The organism is Pseudomonas shirazensis, from assembly GCF_050496565.1.
GTDB classification, from domain to species: domain Bacteria; phylum Pseudomonadota; class Gammaproteobacteria; order Pseudomonadales; family Pseudomonadaceae; genus Aquipseudomonas; species Aquipseudomonas shirazensis_A.
This window is the reverse complement of the sequence record NZ_JBNWAE010000001.1, coordinates 478,577-495,774: the sequence shown is the minus strand read 5'-3', so window position 1 is coordinate 495,774 and position 17,198 is coordinate 478,577. Positions and strand designations below refer to the sequence as shown.

Sequence of the window (17,198 nt, the reverse complement as noted above, 5' to 3'; positions counted from 1 at the left end):
AATTGTCGCCAAATATAGGCCTTTATATAGTGAAATGCACTGGCCGGTCCTTCATATACTGCGCCCATTCGTGCCATACAAACAAAATGTTGCGGCGTGCCGCATGCGAGGGATAGACGATGCGAGTTCTGGTACTTGGTAGCGGTGTAATCGGTACCGCCAGTGCCTACTACCTGGCCCGGCAAGGTTTCGAGGTGACGGTGGTCGACCGCCAGCCAGCGGTGGCCATGGAAACCAGCTTTGCCAACGCCGGCCAGATCTCGCCGGGCTACGCCTCGCCCTGGGCTGCTCCAGGTGTGCCGCTCAAGGCCATCAAGTGGCTGCTGGAGCGCCACGCCCCGCTGGCGATCAAGCTCACCGGCGATGTAGACCAGTACCTGTGGATGGCGCAGATGCTGCGCAACTGCACCGCCAACCGCTATGCCGTGAACAAGGAGCGCATGGTGCGCCTGTCCGAGTACAGCCGCGACTGCCTCGACGAGCTGCGCGCCGAGACCGGCCTGAGCTACGAAAACCGTGCGCTGGGCACCACTCAGCTGTTCCGCACCCAAGCACAACTTGATGCGGCAGCAAAAGACATCGCCGTACTCGAGCAGTCGGGCGTTCCGTACGAGTTGCTCGACCGCGACGGCATTGCCCGTGTCGAGCCGGCCCTGGCCGGGGTTACCGACATTCTTGCCGGTGCCCTGCGCCTGCCCAACGACCAGACCGGCGACTGCCAGCTGTTCACCAACAAGCTGGCCGAGATGGCGATCAAGCTTGGCGTCGAGTTCCACTTCGGCCAGGACATCCAGCGCCTGGACCATGCCGGCGACCGCATCAACGGCGTGTGGATCGACGGCAAGCTGGAAACCGCTGACCGCTACGTGCTGGCGCTGGGCAGCTACTCGCCGCAGATGCTCAAGCCGCTGGGCATCAAGGCGCCGGTGTATCCGCTCAAGGGTTACTCGCTGACCGTGCCGATCACCGACCCTGGCATGGCGCCGACCTCGACCATTCTCGACGAAACCTACAAGGTCGCGATCACCCGCTTCGAAAACCGCATCCGCGTCGGCGGCATGGCCGAGATCGCCGGTTTTGACCTGTCGCTGAACCCGCGCCGGCGCGAAACGCTGGAGATGATCGTCAACGACCTTTATCCTCGCGGCGGCGACCTGAGCCAGGCCAGTTTCTGGACCGGCCTGCGCCCGGCCACCCCGGACGGCACGCCGATCGTGGGTGCGACCAGCTTCCGCAACTTGTTCCTCAATACCGGTCACGGCACCCTGGGCTGGACCATGGCGTGTGGTTCCGGGCGTTTGCTGGCCGACCTGATCGCCAAGCGCAAGCCGCAGATCAGCGCTGAGGGCCTCGATATTTCCCGTTACGGCAACCACAAGGAGTTCGCCAAGCATGGCAATCCAGCGCCAGCTCACCAATGAGCGCATGAGTCAGATCGTCACCCACAACGGCACGGTGTACCTGGCTGGCCAGGTCGGTGATGACCTCAGCGCCGGCATCGAGCAGCAGACCCGCGAGACGCTGGCGACCATCGAGCAACTGCTCGACCAGGCCGGTACCGACAAGACCCGCCTGCTTTCGGTGACTATCTACATGAAGGACATCGACGCCGACTTCGCCGGCATGAACGCGGTCTGGGACCAGTGGCTGCCGGCCGGCGTCGCGCCAGCCCGGGCTACCGTCGAGGCCAAGCTGTGCGAGCCGGAAATCCTCGTCGAGCTGTCGGTGGTCGCTGCACTGCCGTAACCCGTTCCCTCACCCCGGCGCGGTGGCTACTTACCCCCACCCGCCGTGCCGGGGGCTTATTCAACAACCCGTACTGCCAAAAGGCTGCCGCCATGCGTCCCGCCCGCGCCCTGATCGACCTCCAGGCCCTGCGCCACAACTACCGTCTGGCCCGTGAACTGTCCGGTGCCAAAGCCCTCGCCGTGATCAAGGCCGATGCCTATGGGCATGGCGCTGTGCGCTGTGCGCTGGCGCTGGAGGCCGAGGCCGATGGCTTTGCCGTAGCCTGTATCGAAGAGGCGCTGGAGCTGCGTGCTGCTGGCATCAAAGGGCCGATTCTGTTGCTTGAAGGCTTCTTCGAGGCCAGCGAGCTGGCGCTGATCAGCGCCAATGATCTGTGGTGCGTGGTGCATTCGTTGTGGCAACTGGAAGCGATCGAGCAGAGCGCTGTGGCCAAGCCGCTGAAGGTCTGGCTCAAGCTCGACAGCGGCATGCACCGAGTGGGTCTGCATCCAAAGGATTACCAACAGGCCTATCAACGCCTGCTGGCCAGCGGCAAGGTGGCGCGTATCGTGTTGATGAGCCACTTCGCCCGCGCCGACGAGCTTGATGCGCAGGCTACTGCGCAGCAGCTCGCGGTATTCGAAGAGGCGCGCCAAGGCCTCAGCGCCGAATGCAGCCTGCGCAACTCACCGGCCGTGCTTGGCTGGCCGCAGGTGCCGAGCGACTGGGTGCGCCCGGGCATCATGCTGTACGGAGCAACGCCGTTCGAGGTGCCTCAGGCCGAGGCGAGCCGGCTGCAACCGGTCATGACTCTGCAATCGCGGGTCATCAGCGTGCGCGAACTGCCTGCCGGGGAACCGGTCGGTTATGGCGCCAAATTCATCAGCCCACGGCCGACTAGGGTCGGTGTGGTTGCCATGGGTTATGCCGACGGTTATCCACGTCAGGCCCCGACCGGCACCCCGGTGCTGGTGGCCGGCAAGCGCAGCCAACTGATCGGCCGGGTGTCGATGGACATGCTCTGCATCGACCTCACCGATATCCCCGAGGCAACCCTGGGCAGCCCGGTGGAGCTGTGGGGCAAGCAGGTATTGGCCAGTGACGTGGCCGGGCATGCCGGGATGATTCCTTACCAGCTGTTCTGCAACCTCAAGCGGGTGCCGCTGGAATATATCGGCGAATAAGCCTGCCCGCGGACGGGCAGGGGTGTGGAGTGTTGTAAATACTGAACGGCATTGCCATGATATCGTTCACATTCGACCCCACCCCCACCGTTTCAGGAGGCGCAAGCTTTGGACGTCGGCGAACGACTGCAAGCCATCCGCAAGCTCAAGGGCCTGTCCCAGCGGGAACTCGCCAAGCGCGCGGGGGTAACCAACAGCACCATCTCGATGATCGAGAAAAACAGCGTGAGCCCGTCGATCAGCTCGTTGCGCAAGGTGCTCAGTGGCATTCCGATGTCGATGGTCGAATTCTTTTCGGTAGAAATGGAAGTCGAAAGCCAGGCCCAGATCGTCTACAAGGCCCATGAGCTGATCGACATCTCCGACGGTGCGGTGACCATGAAACTGGTCGGCAAGTCGCACCCCAATCGCGCCATCGCCTTTCTCAACGAGGTCTATCCACCAGGCGCCGATACCGGTGACGAGATGCTCACCCACGATGGCGAAGAGACCGGCATCCTCCTTGAAGGCCGCCTGGAGCTGGTAGTCGGAAGCGAGACATTCTTGCTCGAAGCTGGCGACAGTTACTACTTCGAAAGCACCCGCCCGCACCGTTTTCGCAACCCGTTTGCCGAGCCCGCACGCTTGATCAGTGCCGCGACACCGTCGAACTTTTGATCCAGCGCAGCGTATTGATTCGCCAATAGCCCTTTCCCTTGTGTGGTCGTTTCCCGGCTCTGATGGAGCCGCTATACTTTTCAACGCCCGCAATTCGTGGCTGCGGGCGTGATCAGCCACCATGAGGGTGAACGCGTGAACCAAATCAAGAAGATGCTGGCCATACCAGCTGCCGTTTTCGCCCTGTGGGCAGTCACCGCAAACGCGGCGACCAACGATGATATTGCCAAGCGCCTGGCACCGGTCGGCCAGGTGTGTGTTCAGGGTCAGGAATGCAAGGGTATGGAAGTCGCAGCCGTGGCCAGCGGTGGCGCGGCCAAGTCGGCTGATGATGTGATCGCCAAGCATTGCAACGCCTGCCATGCCACCGGCCTGCTCAATGCGCCGAAGATTGGCGATACCGCTGCGTGGAAAGAGCGGGCTGATCATCAGGGCGGGCTTGATGGGATCCTCGCCAAGGCGATTACCGGGATCAATGCCATGCCGCCTAAAGGCACCTGTGCCGATTGTTCGGATGATGAGCTGAAGGCGGCGATTCAGAAGATGTCCGGGCTTTGATGCGGAGTTGATAGGTTGATTGCTGGGACCGCTTTGCGGCCCTTCGCGGCGGTCCGGCGTCCCGGCAAGCCCGCTCCCACAGGAATAGCGCCAAGTCTGCCTTCAGCGCTGTCTCTGTGGGAGCGGGTTCACCCGCGAAGGGCTGCGCAGCAGCCCCCGCAATCCCAGCCCAGGTGCAGCAAATCCCGCCCGCCCACGGTCCAACCCCCTGACCGCATGGACGTCAAAGGAGGCACCGATGGCCCACAGCTGCAGCATCGACCAGGCCGTAGACCACGTTCTGGCCCATTTGCCCACCCATATTCACATGGGCCTGCCGCTGGGCCTGGGCAAACCGAATGCCTTCGTCAACGCGCTCTATGCCCGCATCCGTGAGCTGCCCGAACGCCGCCTGACCCTCTACACCGCGCTCAGCCTCGGCCGGCCGCCAATGGGTGATGGCCTGCAGAAGCGCTTCCTCGAGCCCTTCATCGAACGGGTCTTTGCCGACTATGAAGAGCTCGACTACCTGGCCGACCTGCGCGGTGACAAGCTGCCCGCCAACATCCGCGTCGAGCAGTTCTTCATGCAGCCCGGCAGCCTGCTGCACAGCAGCATGGCCCAGCAGGACTACGTCAGCAGCAACTACAGCCACGCCGCCCGCGATATCAACGCCAAGGGCCTCAACCTGATCGCGCAACTGGTGGCCGAAACCCCGGAACGCCCGGACCATCTGAGCCTGGCCTGCAACCCGGACATCACCCTCGACCTGCTGCCGATGGTCGCCAAGCGCCGCGCCGCCGGCGAGACCATCCTTCTGCTCGGCCAGGTGCACACCGAGCTGCCGTACATGCCCGGCGCTGCCGAGCTGGATCGCCAGGCCTTCGACCTGTTGATCGACCAGCCCGAGCAGCGCCGGTTGTTTTCCACCCCGAACATGCCGGTGGCGACCCAGGACCATTGCATCGGCCTGCACGCCAGCGCCCTGGTGCGCGACGGCGGCACCCTGCAGATCGGCATCGGCGCCATGGGCGATGCGGTAACCGCCGCGCTGCTGGCGCGTCAGGGCGACAACGAAGGTTACCGCGCCGTGCTGGACGAGCTGGATATCCAGCCGTGGCTGCCTCTGATCGAGCGCGAAGGCGGCCTGGATGGCTTCGCCCAAGGCCTCTATGGCTGCAGCGAAATGTTCGTTAACGGCCTGCTGGCGCTGGCCGAAGCCGGCGTGGTGCGGCGCCCGGCCGATGAGCACGGGGTGCTGGTGCACGGTGGTTTCTTCCTCGGCCCGCGGGCCTTCTATCAGCGTCTGCGCGAGATGCCGCTGGAGCAGCGCCAGCGCTACGCGATGACCGCCATCAGCTACATCAACGAGCTGTATGGCCAGGAAGAGTTGAAACGCCGCCAGCGCCGCGATGCACGCTTCATCAACACCGTATTCGGCATGACCCTGCTCGGCGCCGGCGTTGCCGACCAGTTGGAAGACGGTCGTGTGCTGAGCGGGGTAGGCGGGCAGTACAACTTCGTCGCCCAGGGCCACGCGCTGGAAGGCGGCCGCTCGGTGCTGCTGCTGCGCAGCTGGCGCGAGGCCGGTGGCGAAGTCAGCTCCAATCTGTACTGGACGTACGGCCACTGCACGATCCCGCGGCACCTGCGCGATATCGTCGTCACCGAATACGGCATCGCCGACCTGCGCGGGCAAACCGACAGCGAAGTCATCGCCCGGCTGCTGGCAATCAGCGATTCACGTTTCCAGGGCGAGTTGCTCGAGCAGGCCAAGGCCGCCGGAAAGCTGGCCAAGGACTTCGTGCTGGATCAGCGTTTTTGCGACAACACCCCGGAGCGCCTCGAAGCGCTGCGTGAGCGGCATCCACGACTGTTCCCGGAGTATCCGCTGGGCACGGACTTCACCGCCGAGGAGCGTGATTTGTTCAGGGCGCTGAACTGGCTCAAGAGCAAGTTCAAGCTGAGCGAGGTGCTCGAGCTGGGCAAGGCAGCGCTCGATGCACCGCCGCCCGAAGCCTATCCGGCGCAGCTGGCGCGGATGGGCCTGGAGCAGCCGCAGGGGCTGAAACACGAGTTGTATCAGCGCCTGCTGCTGGCCGGGTTGCAGGCAACCCGGTGAGGGTCACTCGATGAAGGTGACCACGCCGCCCGCGAGCGACTTGACCCGCGCCAGCGACTCGACCCGGTAACCCTGGCTGTCGAGCTCGGCGCGACCGCCCTGGAACGACTTCTCGATAACGATGCCAAGCCCGGCGACGGTAGCGCCAGCCTGCTTGATGATCGAGATCAGCGCCTGCGAGGCCTTGCCGTTGGCGAGGAAGTCGTCGATGACCAGCACGCGGTCGCTGCTGTTGAGATGACGCGGCGAAATCGCCACGGTGTTCTCGGTCTGCTTGGTGAACGAATACACCGAGGCAGTCAGCAGGTTTTCGGTAAGGGTCAGCGACTGGTGCTTGCGGGCGAACAGCACCGGTACACCGAGTTTCAGGCCGGTCATGATCGCCGGAGCGATGCCCGAAGCTTCGATGGTCACGATTTTGGTCACGCCGGAGTCTGCGTACAGGCGGGCGAATTCGTCACCGATCAGCTGCATCAGGGCAGGATCGATCTGGTGGTTGAGAAACGCGTCGACTTTGAGAACCTGGTCGGAAAGCACGATGCCTTCTTCGCGAATCTTCTGCTGCAGTGCTTCCACTGTGGTATTCCTCGATGTAGCAAAAAGTGGCCACGGCTGAGTGCCATGACAAAAGTGTAAAAGGGTTCAGCGCTTGAGCATTGCCCGTATATCGGCCAAGGCGTTATTGCCGCGCGCGGCTTTGACTTCCACCGGCGCATCGTCCAGACCTTCCCAGCACAGATCATCCGGCGGCAGTTCGTCAAGGAAGCGGCTAGGCGTGCAATCGATGATTTCGCCGTACTGCTTGCGCTTGGCAGCGAAGGTGAAGGCCAGGGTCTGGCGGGCGCGGGTGATGCCCACGTAGGCCAGGCGCCGCTCTTCTTCGATGGTGTCGGCCTCGATGCTGGAGCGGTGCGGGAGGATTTCCTCTTCCATGCCCATGATGAACACGTAGGGGAATTCCAGGCCTTTGGAGGCGTGCAAGGTCATCATCTGCACGCCTTCGGCGTTTTCCTCTTCTTCCTGCTGACGCTCGAGCATGTCGCGCAGGACCAGCTTGCCGATGGCGTCCTCGATGGTCATGTCACCCTCTTCGTCTTTCTCGAGGGTGTTTTTCAAGGCATCGATCAGGAACCAGACGTTGCTGATACGGAAATCCGCCGCTTTGTCGCTGGCGGTGTTCTGGCGGATCCAGTTTTCGTAGTCGATGTCGCGGACCATTTCGTGCAGCGCGGCGATCGGGTCGTCCAGCGCAACCTTGTGACGAACGCCGTCGAGCCAGTGCTTGAAGCGCTGCAAACGCTCGGTGTAGCGCGCATCAAGGTGCTCGCCGAGACCGATTTCATCACTGGCGGCATACATCGACACGCCACGCTCGGTGGAATAGTTGCCGAGCTTTTCCAGGGTGGTCGAGCCGATTTCCCGGCGCGGCACGTTGATCACGCGCAGGTAGGCGTTGTCGTCATCCGGGTTGACCAGCAGGCGCAGGTAGGCCATCAGGTCCTTGACCTCCTGGCGGCCGAAGAAGCTGTTGCCGCCCGACAGGCGATACGGCACCTGGTGGTGCTGCAGCTTCAATTCGATCAGCTTGGCCTGGTAGTTGCCGCGGTAGAGGATGGCAAAGTCGCTGTAGGGGCGGTCGGTGCGCAGGTGCAAGGTGAGGATTTCCATGGCCACGCGCTCGGCCTCGGTTTCTTCGTTCTTGCAGCGGATCACGCGGATCTCGTCACCGTGGCCCATCTCGCTCCACAGCTGCTTTTCGAAATCATGCGGGTTGTTGGCGATCAGCACGTTGGCGCAACGCAGGATGCGGCTGGTCGAGCGGTAGTTCTGCTCGAGCATGACCACCTTCAGCGACGGGTAGTCCTCTTTCAGCAACATGAGGTTTTCCGGGCGAGCACCGCGCCAGGCGTAGATCGACTGGTCATCGTCGCCGACCACGGTGAACTGGTTGCGCATGCCGATCAGCATCTTCACCAGCAGGTACTGGCTGGCGTTGGTGTCCTGGTATTCGTCGACCAGCAGGTAGCGCACCTTGTTCTGCCAGCGCTCGAGCACCTCCGGGTGCTCCTGGAACAGCTTGACCGGCAGCAGGATCAGGTCGTCGAAGTCCACCGCGTTGTACGCCTTGAGCGTGCGCTGATAGTGGGTGTAGACGATGGCGGCGGTCTGTTCGCGCGGATTACGGGCTTTTTCCAGCGCCTCGGCGGGCATGATCAGCTCGTTCTTCCAGGCACCGATCATGTTCTTGATCTCGTCGATGCCGTCGTCGCCGGAGTACTCCTTCTGCATGATGTCCGACAGCAAAGCCTTGATGTCGGCCTCGTCGAAGATCGAGAAGCCCGGCTTGTAGCCCAGGTGCTTGTGCTCCTTGCGGATGATGTTCAAGCCCAGGTTGTGGAAGGTGCACACGGTCAGGCCGCGACCTTCACCTGGCCGCAGCAGGGTGGCGACCCGCTCCTTCATCTCGCGCGCAGCCTTGTTGGTGAAGGTCATGGCGACGATGTACTGGGCACGGATGCCGCAGTTCTGGATCAGGTGGGCGATCTTGCGGGTGATCACGCTGGTCTTGCCGGAGCCAGCACCGGCGAGCACCAAAAGTGGGCCGCCGACATAGTCACAGGCTTCTTGTTGCCGGGGATTGAGTCGGGACATGCTAGAACCGGGGTCGCCAGAAAATAGCCGCGCATTCTAACAGGCAAGTCACGCTTGTGGCGCGACCGTCTGACGCCGGAGTCAGACTTTTGTGACGTCCGGTGCCCTGCCTGGCGGGAGTGGATCAGGGCATTGCCGCCACAATCGAGCTATTACTCAAATCAGATTTGCCGGTTGTACGATTTATGGAGCAGGATGCGCGACAGAATACGACGGAGTGCAGCCCCGGGATGGGTGTTAATAAGAGTGAATATCATTTGACTCTTGAGGTAGGATACCCCCGTTACGGTTAACGATCTCGCCTAAGGAGCGCGCTTGTCCACGCCTGTCGAACCCTTGCGTTTGCTGCTGTTGGCCGATGAGCCGGAGTGGGCCGCCAGCTTGCGCGACTGCCTGCAGCCTTTGGCCGGCAGCGCGGTGCTGCTGACCGCGCCCAACTGGGAGGCGGTCAACAGCCTGTTTGCCCATGACCGTCAGGCGGTGGTGCTGGCAACCCCTGCGCTGCTGCCGACCCCAGGCCGCTGCGAGTTGCCGACCATTGTCCTGCTCGAAGAGGAGCCCGAAGCGCCGCCCGCCGGCGTCAGTGACTGGCTGGTGCTGGCGCAACTGAGCAGTGACAGCCTGCGCCGCTCGCTGCGCCATGTGCGTGAGCGCGGCGTGCTGGTCGCCACCCTGCAGCGCCTGGCCGAGCAGGACCCGCTGACCGGCATCGCCAACCGCCAGGGCTTTCAGGCCCTGCTGACCACGCGCCTGGCCGAACACGACGGCCGCGGCGTTGCCCTCGGCCATCTGGACCTGGACAACTTTCGCCACGTCAACGATGCCCTCGGCCATCAGGGCGGCGACCGGCTGATCCTGCAGGTGGTGACCCGGCTCAAGCTGCAGCTGGAGGCGGGCGATCAGCTGGCTCGGCTGGGCAGCGACGAATTTGCCCTGCTGATCGACACCCGCCGCGAGCCGAACCGCGCCGAGTGGGTCGCCGAGCGCATCGTCGAAGCGCTGGGTGAGCCGTATTGGGTCGATGGCGAAAGCCTGCTGGTGGGCTGCAGCCTGGGCCTGGCCCATGCCCGCGCGCAGGCCGGCGCCGACCCATTGATGTGGCATGCGCACATCGCCATGCGTCAGGCCAAGAGCGTGCAGGGTTGCAGCTTTCATGTGTTCAACGAGCGGATCAACCGCAACGCACGCAGCCTGGCCGACCTTGAAGGCGAACTGCGCCGCGCCCTGCGCCGCGACGAGCTGGAACTGCATTACCAGCCACGGTTGAACCTTGCCGATGGCCGCATCGTTGGCCTCGAAGCACTGGTGCGCTGGAACCACCCCGAACGCGGCCTGCTGCCGCCGAGCGAATTCGTGCCGCTGGCCGAGCAGAGCGGCCTGATCGTGCCGCTCGGCTACTGGGTCATCTCACGTGCCCTGCGCGACATGCAGGGCCTGCGTGAGCACGGCATTGCGCCGCTGCACATGGCGGTCAACCTGAGCTTTCGCCAGTTTCAGGACAGCCAGCTGCTGGCGACCCTGAGCCGGTTGATCATCGAGCATGGCGTCGATGCCCGCTGGCTTGAGTTCGAGCTGACCGAAACCGCGGTGATGCGCCGCAACGAGCTGGTGCGCCAGACCATGGACGCCCTGGGCCGCCTGGGCGTGCGCTTCTCGCTGGACGACTTTGGCACCGGTTTTTCGTCGTTCGTGCACCTGAACAGCCTGCCGATCACCTTGCTCAAGGTCGACCGCAGTTTTGTCGGTGGCATGGAGCTGCGCGAAGAGAACCGCAAGCTGGTCCACGCGATGATCAACCTGGCGCACAACCTCAACCTCGAGGTGGTTGCCGAGGGCGTTGAAAGCGAGGAGCAGATGGCCCTGCTGCGCGGCTTTGGCTGCGACCAGGTGCAGGGTTTTCTGGTCAGCCAGCCGCTGCCGGTGGATGAACTGGTGAGCTACCTGCAGCAGGTGCCGGTCGCGGCGATTCGGGCTGTCTGAGTCCGTTGGGGCTGCTTTGCAGCCCTTTCGCGACACAAGGCCGCTCCTACAGAGGACCGCGTCGTCTGGCCCTTACGCGGTCGGCGTAGGAGCGGCCTTGTGTCGCGAAAGGGGTGCGTAGCGCCCCCGGCATTGCCACTGACACAATCCACCAAGATCATCACAAGCAATCGCCGTCAAACCCCCACGGCAGCCTTGCGCAACATCCGCCCCATCCGCCATTCAAACGCGAAGGTCAGCGCCACCGATGAGCAGGCCAGACCCAGCGCCAGGCCCCACCAAATGCCAAGTGCACCGCCGCCGAGGTTGAAGGCAAACAACCACGCACTTGGCGCACCGATCAGCCAATAGCAGCACAGACCAATCAGGAAGGTGGTCTTGGCGTCTTGCAGGCCGCGAATCGAACCCATGGCAATGGTCTGCACGCCATCGAACAACTCAAACCACGCCGCCACCATCACCAAACCCACTGCTAGCTGGAAGATGCCGGCAAAGGCAGGGTCATTGCGGTCGATGAACAGCCCGACCAACTGCTCGGGCAGCAACAGGAACAGCGCGGCAAAGGCAAACATCAACAGCGCACCAAAGCAGATACCGACCCGCCCGGCACTGCGCGCCGCGAGCAGGTTGCCTCCGCCGTAATACAGGCCGACCCGCATGGTCACCGCATAAGACAACCCGGTCGGCACCATGAACGCGGTCGAGACGATCTGCAGGGCGATCTGATGCGCCGCCAACTCGGTGCTGCCGAGCACACCCATGCACAGCGCGGCGAAGGCGAACAAGCCGACTTCGACCATGTACGTGCCGCCAATCGGCAGGCCTAGCCGCCACAGCTCGCGCAACGCCGACAGCGATGGCCGCGCCAGGCCCTTGCGCAGCGGGTAGGCGTCGTAGAAACGGTGCCAGCGGATATACAGCGCCAGGGCGATGGCCATGCCCAGCGAGACCAGCGCGGTGACCAGGCCAATGCCGACCAGGCCGAGCTTGGGCAAACCGAACATGCCCTCGATCAGCGCATGGTTGAGCAGGTAGTTGAGCACCGTGCCGACCAGGCTGATGACCATCACCGGCGTCGACCGGCCCAGGGCGCTGGTAAAGCCGCGCAAGGCCATAAAGGTCAGGTAGCTGGGCAGTGCCAGTGGCAACAGGGTGAGGAAGGCCATGGCCGCCTCGACGTTTTCCGGTTGCTGGCCAAACATCAACAGCACCGGGCCGAGGTTCCACAACGCCAGCGCGGCGCCCAGCGCCAAAGCCCAGGCCAGCCAGATACCGGCTTGAGCCAGGCGGGTGGCGCCGGCGATATCCCCGGCACCCTTGCGGATCGCCACCAGCGTGCCGACGGCGGCAATCACGCCCAGGCAGAAGATCGACACGAACGAATAGCTCGCTGCGCCCAGGCCACCACCGGCCAGGGCCTGCGGGCTGATCCGCGCCATCATCAAGGTGTCGGTCAGCACCATCAGCATATGCGCCAACTGCGAGGCAATCAGCGGCCCGGCCAGGCGCAGCAGAGCCTTGAGTTCAACGGTGGGCGCTACATGCATGGTGAGAGTCCTTGATGCTGAGGGATGAACAGGAGGTGGATTCTGAGGCCTGGGTCAACTTTCCACAAAAGGATAAATGCGATCGTTGCCATGAGTTGAACTCATGTATGTATGATTTGCCATGCCAGTTCGTGCCCCCCGTATTGCAGGTGCCCCATGTCCAGACAACTCCCTGCGCTCTATGCGCTGCGCGCATTCGAGGCCGCTGCACGGCACACCTCGTTCACCCGCGCCGGCGAGGAGTTATCGATTACGCAAAGCGCCGTCAGCCGGCACATCCGCACGCTGGAGGAGCACTTCGGCTGCCGCCTGTTCGTGCGCAGCGGCCGCAGCCTGCAGCTGACCGAGGCGGCGCGGATGCTGCTGCCCGGCGTGCGCGATGGCTTCGCATCGCTGGAGCGCGCCTGCGATACCTTGCGCGGCGAAGATGACATCCTGCGCATGAAAGCCCCATCGACCCTGACCATGCGCTGGCTGCTGGCGCGGCTGAGCCGCTTTCGCCATCTGCAGCCGGGCAACGAAGTGCAACTGACCAGCGCCTGGATGGACGTCGATCATGTCGATTTCAATCACGAGCCGTTCGACTGTGCGGTATTGCTCAGTGACGGTCAGTTCCCGGTTGACTGGGAGGTGCGGCGGTTGTTCTCCGAGCTGCTGATCCCGGTCGGCGCTGCACAGCTGATCGACGAGGGGCCGTGGGATGAGCAGCGCCTGGCCGGCATCGAGCTGCTGCATCCGACCCCGGACAAACGCGACTGGCGCAGCTGGCTGGCGCGCATGGGCCTGGCCGACAAGGTCTCGCTCAAGGGCGGGCAGGTGTTCGACACGCTTGAACTGGGCATGATCGCTGCAGCGCGCGGCTACGGGATTTCCATGGGCGACCTGTTGATGGTGGCCGAAGACGTCGCTCAAGGCCGGCTAAGCCTGCCGTGGCCGACCGCAGTGGCCAGTGGTATGGACTATTACCTGGTGTGGCCACGCACAAGGCCCGGCACAGAGCGGCTGCGCCGCCTGAGCGGATTTCTCCAGGAAGAAGCGGCGGCAATGGACTTGCCAGCCGTGCAGATCCTGCCAGCGCTGGCGCAGTAAAACGTTTGCGAATGTCCCGGTCAGACACTCAAGTATTCGTCCGCGACGCCGACTTAATGGCACCAGCGTCCCGCAAGAGGACGCGATTACCCGTCGAAAGCAGCGGGCGGTCAGCGCGATCAGGATGATCCCGGCCCCTTGCCAGGAGCTTGCACATGCCTCAACCCCGTGCCCGGATTGCCTCACAGCTCGGTATCGCCCTCGCCATCGTGCTGGCGCTGGTGATCACCGGCAGTACCCTGTTTGCCCTGCGTTCGCTGGACAACGCCAACCTCGCCACCCGCCAGGAACACCTGGCCAGTGAAGCGCGGCTGTTGGCCGACCAGCTGGATACCTTCCATGGCTCGCTGAAGGACAACACCCAGCGCCTCAGCGGCCTGTTCGAGCGCCGCTTCGCCTCGGGTCTGAGCCTGCATGCCAGTGAAACCGCCACCGTCGCCGGCCAGGCCACGCCAGCGTTGTATCTGGGTGAGCGCCTGCTCAACAACGATTTCCAGCAGGTCGACGAGTTCAAGCAGATGACTGCCGGCGTCGCCACCGTGTTCGTGCGCAGCGGCGATGACTTCATCCGCATCAGCACCTCGCTGACCAAGCAGGATGGCAGCCGCGCCATCGGTACCCAGCTCGACCGCCAGCACCCGGCCTACGCCAAGTTGATGGCCGGGCAGACCTATGTCGGCCGCGCCGCACTGTTCGACCGCAACTACATGACCCGCTATGTGCCGGTGAGCGATGGCGGCGGCCGAGTCATTGCCGTGTTGTTCGTCGGCTTCGACTACACCGATGCGCAGAACGCCCAGTTCGCCAACCTCAAGCGCTTCCGGATTGGTCACACTGGCTCGCTGGCGCTGCTCGACGAGCAAGGCAAGTGGCTGGTGCCACCGGCTGATGTGCGCGACGCTGATGCGGCTGCGCAAGCTGTCAAGAACCTCGCCGCAGAGCCAGGCACTGGCAGCTTCTGGGACAACTTCGACCAGCAGATTTTCAGCGTTGCCATGCCGTTTGCCGAAGGCCCGTGGACAGTTGTGGCGAGCATGCCCGAGACCGAGATTCGCGACGTGACCTGGAGTGTCGGCCTGCGCCTGGCGATCGGCAGCCTGCTGGCCATGCTGCTGGCGGTGGCGGCGACGCTGTTCCTGCTGCGGCGTAAACTGCGCCCGCTGAGCGACCTGCTGCGCCAGGCCGAAGCCTTGGGCGCGGGTGATCTGAGTGCGCGCCTGACGGTCAGCAGCAACGACGAGATTGGCCAGCTGGCCCGCAGCTTCAACCAGATGGGTGAAGCACTGTCGACCATGGTTGCGCACATCCGCAGCGCCTCCGAGCAGGTCAGCGGCCGTGCTCGTTCGCTGGCCGGGCTGTCGTCCGGTGCCTGCGAAGGCATGGAGCAGCAGTCTGGCGAAATCACCAGCATGGCTGGCGCCGTCGAAGAGTTCAGCGCCACCTCGATGAACATCGCCGACAATATGGCCGGCACCGAGCGCATGGCCCGCGACAATGCCGAGCACACCCGGGTTGGCCGCAGCGCGATGAACGAGGCGTCAGCCTCGCTACGGCAGATCGCCGATGCCCTCGGCGGCACTGCTGAAGTGATGGACACCCTCGGCGCCCGCTCTCAGGAAATCGGTGGCATCGTCGGCGTGATCACGGCTATCGCCGAGCAAACCAACCTGCTCGCGCTCAACGCTGCAATCGAAGCAGCCCGAGCTGGTGAGCAGGGCCGCGGCTTTGCCGTGGTGGCCGACGAAGTCCGCGGTCTGGCGGCACGCACGCGCTCTGCGACCGACGAAATTTCCGGAATGATCGGCAGCATCCAGCAGCAGACCGGGCACGCCATCAGCACCCTGCAGCAGGGCAACCGTTTGATGCAGGAAGGCCTCGAGCGCAACGTCAAAGTGGCTGATGCGCTGGCCCAGATCGACCAGCAGAGCCGTGACGCCGGTGAGCAGTTTGCTGCGATCAGCGCTGCCACTCAGGAGCAGAGCAGCACCGCGACCTTGCTCAGCCGCAACCTGCAGAGCATCGCCCAGGCCAACAGCGAGCAGCACGATGTGGCCAATGAACTGGCCACCACCGCGCGTGAGCTGGAAGGCCTGGCAGCGCAGTTGCGCCAGGAAGTGGATCGCTTCCGCGTCCGCTGACAGCCGCCGCCGCGCAGGTCGGCCTGCGTAGCGGCTGCAATCAGGCGAGGGTTACAGCGCGCTCAGGTTCAGTGCCTGGGCACAGGCCTGCAGCGAGCGCTGTTCGCTCTGCGCGTACAGCGCCAGCTCATCCTGCACCGACAACCCCAGCGCCGCCTCGAATGCCTCGCGGTTGGCATTGCTGCCGTAGTTGGCCTGGGCATCGTCGCCCAGGTTGGACTGGAAGATCCCCGCCGCACTGACCGGCAGGAAGTCTTCGTAAACCAGCGCCTCGAAATGCACATGCCCGGCGTCGATCAGGCCCTGCAAGGTGCTCGGCCGGCCGGCTTCGTTGCGCGCTGCCAGGCCCTTGTCGGTGGCGAAATAACGGAAGTAGGCCAGGCCCTGCTCGCGCATCTGTGCCAGGTCATCGGGGAACTCGGCGAACTGCGCCTGGAGCAACTGCTGGTAGCGCTCGGCATTGGCCTCGGCCGGCACCCCGCCGAGGGCTGCGCGGGTCGCATCGAGCAAGGTGTCGTACAGGGCCCGGCCCTTGGGCGTCAGCGCTGCTCCACGCTGTTCGATTTCGCCGAAGCGCGCGGTGTGGCTGCCTTCGCTGCCGGCCTGATCGGTGAAGGCGACCTTCTCTTGCAGGGCCTTGAAGCTGGTCTGACGCAGCAGGATCGGGTGGCGCCGGGTTGGCGGGCCTTCAACCACGGCCTTGGGTGGAATGCCCTTGGCCGGCATGCCCAGCTGAATCGCATCGATGTCCAGTGTGCGTGGGGTCAGGTGATTGATGTGCGGGCCCTTGAACGCCACCACATCGGCAATCAGCCGGTGCTGGTCATGCAGTTGCTGGTACTGCTCGGCAGTCACCGTCGCCTGCTGGTGCCAGCGGAAGGTGTGCAGCGCCTCTTGCACAAAGGTCTCGGCGTCTGCGGCGTTGAGGCCGTTGTTGCGCTCGCATTGGGCGATCAGCTCCAGCACCCGCGGGGTGAAGATCTGCCGCTTGGCCAGAATGCTCGCCGCCAGCTCGCGCAATTGCGGGTTGTCGATCAGCTCCAGGCGCAGCAGCGAGGTGAACACCCGGAACGGGCTGACGTGCAGCGACTGCTCATGTACTGCACGAAACGCTGTCGAGTGCACCGGCACACCCGCCGAGCTCAGGTCGTAGTAACCCACCGGCTGCATGCCCATCACCGCGAACAGGCGGGCGATGGTGGCCAGCTCGGCGGCGGTGCCAACGCGGATGGCGCCATGGCGTTCGTGGTCGAGACGCTCGATTTCACCGGTCCAGCGCAGCGCCTCAGCGACCTGCGGCTGTTGCTGCATGACCTGCTGGTTGATTTCGCTGACCAGCTCCAGCAGCGTGCCGTAGAGCGGCACTTCCTGTTTGTACATGAGCGACATGGCGGCAGAGAACTGCGCACGGATGCTGTCTGGGCTGACGAAATCATGAGCGGGCATCGCAAGCTTCCTGGTGGTTAATTGGACCATTACATGAAAACTGGGAATGGACTGACGCCACAAGCGAAAAAAAGTAGAGGTGTCATTCCCTTTAAGATTGATGTTGCTTGGTTGGGGC

The 17,198-nt window shown here is 63.8% G+C and carries 13 protein-coding genes and 1 pseudogene; 10 read left to right on the top strand and 4 right to left on the bottom strand.

What is annotated here, in order from left to right; translation table 11 throughout:
• Window positions 1–119 precede the first annotated feature (119 nt).
• The 6 genes from dadA (at window position 120) to ACQZ2L_RS02145 (ending at window position 6,228) form a co-directional block, all read left to right on the top strand.
• Window positions 120–1,421: a D-amino acid dehydrogenase gene (gene dadA, locus ACQZ2L_RS02170; protein ID WP_430324545.1), complete on the top strand. Its 1,302-nt coding sequence runs from the start codon at window positions 120–122 to the stop codon at window positions 1,419–1,421.
• The gene (locus tag ACQZ2L_RS02165; protein WP_101322905.1) at window positions 1,393–1,746 is read left to right on the top strand and encodes a RidA family protein; all 354 of its coding nucleotides are present in this window, start codon (window positions 1,393–1,395) and stop codon (window positions 1,744–1,746) included. The genes dadA and ACQZ2L_RS02165 overlap by 29 nt, the downstream gene beginning before the upstream one ends.
• Window positions 1,747–1,838: 92 nt before the next feature.
• Complete coding sequence (gene alr / locus ACQZ2L_RS02160; RefSeq protein WP_430324544.1) at window positions 1,839–2,912, top strand: alanine racemase; 1,074 nt, start codon at window positions 1,839–1,841, stop codon at window positions 2,910–2,912.
• A 108-nt stretch (window positions 2,913–3,020) separates the two neighbouring features.
• Window positions 3,021–3,569 (top strand): cupin domain-containing protein, encoded by a 549-nt coding sequence (locus ACQZ2L_RS02155; RefSeq protein ID WP_314875102.1) that lies wholly within the window; start codon window positions 3,021–3,023, stop codon window positions 3,567–3,569.
• Window positions 3,570–3,704: 135 nt separating this feature from the next.
• A complete protein-coding gene (locus tag ACQZ2L_RS02150) occupies window positions 3,705–4,127 on the top strand; it encodes a c-type cytochrome (RefSeq protein WP_430324543.1) in 423 nt (140 codons plus the stop codon).
• A 238-nt stretch (window positions 4,128–4,365) separates the two neighbouring features.
• Window positions 4,366–6,228, top strand: a complete 1,863-nt coding sequence (locus ACQZ2L_RS02145) for an acetyl-CoA hydrolase/transferase C-terminal domain-containing protein (RefSeq protein WP_430324542.1) — start codon at window positions 4,366–4,368, stop codon at window positions 6,226–6,228.
• Window positions 6,229–6,231: 3 nt separating this feature from the next.
• On the opposite strand, the gene xpt is transcribed toward ACQZ2L_RS02145, so the two are convergent.
• On the bottom strand, window positions 6,232–6,804 hold the full coding sequence (gene xpt, locus ACQZ2L_RS02140) for a xanthine phosphoribosyltransferase (RefSeq protein ID WP_101322909.1): 573 nt from the start codon (window positions 6,802–6,804) through the stop codon (window positions 6,232–6,234).
• A gap of 66 nt (window positions 6,805–6,870) precedes the next feature.
• Window positions 6,871–8,880 (bottom strand): DNA helicase Rep, encoded by a 2,010-nt coding sequence (gene rep, locus ACQZ2L_RS02135; RefSeq protein WP_430324541.1) that lies wholly within the window; start codon window positions 8,878–8,880, stop codon window positions 6,871–6,873.
• Window positions 8,881–9,195: 315 nt separating this feature from the next.
• Here rep and ACQZ2L_RS02130 point away from each other — a divergent pair, with 315 nt between their 5' ends.
• Window positions 9,196–10,860: a putative bifunctional diguanylate cyclase/phosphodiesterase gene (locus tag ACQZ2L_RS02130; protein ID WP_430324540.1), complete on the top strand. Its 1,665-nt coding sequence runs from the start codon at window positions 9,196–9,198 to the stop codon at window positions 10,858–10,860.
• Between the two features lie 176 nt (window positions 10,861–11,036).
• Here ACQZ2L_RS02130 and ACQZ2L_RS02125 read toward each other — a convergent pair whose 3' ends face one another.
• The gene (locus ACQZ2L_RS02125; RefSeq protein WP_430324539.1) at window positions 11,037–12,407 is read right to left on the bottom strand and encodes a NorM family multidrug efflux MATE transporter; all 1,371 of its coding nucleotides are present in this window, start codon (window positions 12,405–12,407) and stop codon (window positions 11,037–11,039) included.
• Between the two features lie 156 nt (window positions 12,408–12,563).
• Between ACQZ2L_RS02125 and ACQZ2L_RS02120 the strand changes: the two genes are divergently transcribed.
• From ACQZ2L_RS02120 to ACQZ2L_RS02110, 3 genes and pseudogenes are all read left to right on the top strand, one after another.
• Entirely contained in the window at window positions 12,564–13,496 is a 933-nt protein-coding gene (locus ACQZ2L_RS02120) for a LysR substrate-binding domain-containing protein (protein WP_430324538.1), read from the top strand.
• Window positions 13,497–13,651: 155 nt separating this feature from the next.
• Window positions 13,652–14,773 (top strand): annotated as a pseudogene (locus tag ACQZ2L_RS02115) (Cache 3/Cache 2 fusion domain-containing protein); the annotation flags it as partial.
• Window positions 14,768–15,634 (top strand): methyl-accepting chemotaxis protein, encoded by an 867-nt coding sequence (locus ACQZ2L_RS02110; protein WP_375140266.1) that lies wholly within the window; start codon window positions 14,768–14,770, stop codon window positions 15,632–15,634. The pseudogene ACQZ2L_RS02115 and the gene ACQZ2L_RS02110, both read left to right, overlap by 6 nt.
• Window positions 15,635–15,685: 51 nt before the next feature.
• Here the strand turns inward: ACQZ2L_RS02110 and hglS are convergent, their stop codons facing one another.
• Entirely contained in the window at window positions 15,686–17,080 is a 1,395-nt protein-coding gene (hglS, locus tag ACQZ2L_RS02105) for a 2-oxoadipate dioxygenase/decarboxylase HglS (RefSeq protein ID WP_430324537.1), read from the bottom strand.
• Window positions 17,081–17,198: the final 118 nt, after the last annotated feature.

What these genes read in the sequence shown, in the direction of transcription:
- dadA (WP_430324545.1), top strand. Translation starts at nt 120, where the DNA reads ATGCGAGTTCTGGTACTTGGTAGCGGTGTAATCGGTACCGCCAGTGCC.
- ACQZ2L_RS02165 (WP_101322905.1), top strand. Translation starts at nt 1,393, where the DNA reads ATGGCAATCCAGCGCCAGCTCACCAATGAGCGCATGAGTCAGATCGTC.
- alr (WP_430324544.1), top strand. Translation starts at nt 1,839, where the DNA reads ATGCGTCCCGCCCGCGCCCTGATCGACCTCCAGGCCCTGCGCCACAAC.
- ACQZ2L_RS02145 (WP_430324542.1), top strand. Translation starts at nt 4,366, where the DNA reads ATGGCCCACAGCTGCAGCATCGACCAGGCCGTAGACCACGTTCTGGCC.
- rep (WP_430324541.1), bottom strand. Translation starts at nt 8,880, where the DNA reads ATGTCCCGACTCAATCCCCGGCAACAAGAAGCCTGTGACTATGTCGGC.
- ACQZ2L_RS02125 (WP_430324539.1), bottom strand. Translation starts at nt 12,407, where the DNA reads ATGCATGTAGCGCCCACCGTTGAACTCAAGGCTCTGCTGCGCCTGGCC.
- ACQZ2L_RS02120 (WP_430324538.1), top strand. Translation starts at nt 12,564, where the DNA reads ATGTCCAGACAACTCCCTGCGCTCTATGCGCTGCGCGCATTCGAGGCC.
- ACQZ2L_RS02110 (WP_375140266.1), top strand. Translation starts at nt 14,768, where the DNA reads ATGGGTGAAGCACTGTCGACCATGGTTGCGCACATCCGCAGCGCCTCC.
- hglS (WP_430324537.1), bottom strand. Translation starts at nt 17,080, where the DNA reads ATGCCCGCTCATGATTTCGTCAGCCCAGACAGCATCCGTGCGCAGTTC.